General features: G+C 69.8%; 2 protein-coding genes and 1 pseudogene. All 3 read left to right on the top strand.

The window, feature by feature from the left end:
- A partial coding sequence (gene rpsB / locus VIW71_RS02060; RefSeq protein WP_331620101.1) for a 30S ribosomal protein S2 occupies positions 1-766 on the top strand: 766 nt, incomplete at its 5' end.
- 105 nt (positions 767-871) lie between these two features.
- On the top strand, positions 872-1,690 hold the full coding sequence (gene tsf / locus VIW71_RS02055; RefSeq protein WP_331620099.1) for a translation elongation factor Ts: 819 nt from the start codon (positions 872-874) through the stop codon (positions 1,688-1,690).
- 44 nt (positions 1,691-1,734) lie between these two features.
- Positions 1,735-2,022: pseudogene (gene pyrH / locus VIW71_RS02050) on the top strand (UMP kinase); the annotation flags it as partial.

Genomic DNA, 2,022 nt, shown 5'->3' with positions numbered 1-2,022 from the left:
CACCCGCGTGGGCATGCCCTTCGTGAACCAGCGCTGGCTGGGCGGCATGCTGACCAACTTCGGCACCATCATCAAGCGGATCCAGCGCCTCAAGGAGCTGGAGGGCATGGACTTCGACGACGTCGCGGCTTCGGGCCTGACGAAGAAGGAGCTCCTCGGTCTCCGCCGGGAGAAGGACAAGCTGGAGAAGACCCTCGGTGGGATCCGGGACATGCCCCGCACCCCGCAGGCGGTCTGGATCGTCGACACCAAGAAAGAGCACCTGGCCGTCGACGAGGCCCGCAAGCTGCGGATCCCCGTCATCGGCATCCTGGACACCAACTGCGATCCCGACGAGGTCGACTTCGCCGTTCCGGGCAACGACGACGCGATCCGCTCCGTCTCGTTGCTGACCCGGGTGATCGCCGACGCCGTCGCCGACGGCCTGATGTCCCGCTCCGGCGGCCAGAGCACAGGTGAGGCCGGTGCCGCGTCCGAGCCGATGCCCGACTGGGAGCGGGAGCTGCTCGGTGCCCAGGAAGACGCCTCCGCGGCCGCCAGCGAGGAGGCCGCTCCGGCGGCCGAGGACACCGCTCCGGTCGCTGACGAGGTCGCCCCGGCGGAGGGTGTGCCCGAGGTTCAGACCGTCGCCGAGGAGGCCGAGGCCCTGGCCGCGGCTCCCGATGCCGCTCCGGTGCCCGCCGACGAGGTCCCGGCCGTGGTTGCGGCCGAGGCCGACGCCGACGCCCTGCCCACCGAGCAGGGCGAGCACCGCAACGAAGCCTGATCCGCGTCGTCAGTGGTGCTCGGTCCTGCGACCGGGCGCCGCTGACCACCAGGCTGCACACCACCACACACTGCTCACCCACGAACTGACGAGGAACGAGATCTGATGGCGGGATTCGCCGCGACCGATGTGAAGAAGCTCCGCGACGCCACGGGCGCCGGGATGATGGATGCCAAGAAGGCGCTGACCGAGGCCGACGGTGACTTCGCCAAGGCCACCGAGCTGCTCCGGATCTCGGGGCAGGCCAAGGCGGCCAAGCGGGGCGCGGAGCGCTCGGCCAGCAACGGGCTGGTCGTGTTCGCCGAGGGCGCGCTGGTCCAGCTGGGCGCCGAGACCGACTTCGTGGCCAAGAACGCCGAGTTCCAGGCGTTGGCCGACGACGTGGTCAAGGCCGTCGCCGCAGCCAAGGCCGATTCGGTCGAGGCCGCCAACGCGGCCACGCTGGCGTCGGGCAAGACCGTGGCCGAGGCGATCAGCGACCTGTCGATCACCATCGGGGAGAAGCTGGAGATCGCCAACGCCGCGTACTTCGACGGGCAGACCGCCGTTTACCTGCACAAGCGCGCGTCCGACCTCCCCCCGCAGGTGGGTGTGGTCGTGCAGTACGAGGGTGAGGACTCCGCGGCGGCCCGGACCGCGGCCATGCAGGTCGCGGCCATGAAGCCGCAGTACCTGGCGCCGGAGGAGGTCCCGGCCGATCTGCTCGAGAACGAGCGACGGATCGCCGAGGCCACGGCGAAGGAGGAGGGCAAGCCCGAGCGTGCCGTCCCGATGATCGTGGAGGGTCGGGTGAACGCGTTCCTGAAGGACGTCTGCCTGCTCAACCAGCCGTCGGTGACCGACAACAAGACGCCGGTGGCTACCCTCCTGGACAAGGCCGGGGTCAAGGTCACCCGGTTCGTCCGCTTCGAAGCCGCTGCCTGAGTGACCTCGAGGCCCGCTTCCGACACCTCTCTCCAGGAGAACTTGTGACCAGTCCGTACAAACGCGTCCTGCTCAAGCTCTCCGGAGAGGTGTTCGGCGGCGGCCGCGTCGGGGTGGATCCCGACGTGGTCGGTGGCCTGGCTCAGCAGATCGCCACCGTGGTGGCGGGTGGCACCCAGGTCGCCATCGTGGTCGGCGGCGGCAACTTCTTCCGCGGTGCCGAGCTCCAGCAGCGCGGCATGGACCGCGACCGGGCCGACTACATGGGCATGCTCGGCACGGTGATGAACTGCCTCGCGCTGCAGGACTTCCTGGAGAAGACCGGGGTGCAG

Origin of the sequence: Streptomyces sp. (genome assembly GCF_036524955.1) — a bacterium.
Lineage (GTDB): Bacteria > Actinomycetota > Actinomycetes > Streptomycetales > Streptomycetaceae > Actinacidiphila.
The sequence above is the reverse complement of the archived record's forward strand: the minus strand, read 5'-3'. Positions and strand labels throughout refer to the sequence as shown.

Coding starts and splice junctions, on each gene's coding strand:
- tsf (WP_331620099.1), top strand. CDS start 872: ATGGCGGGATTCGCCGCGACCGATGTGAAGAAGCTCCGCGACGCCACG.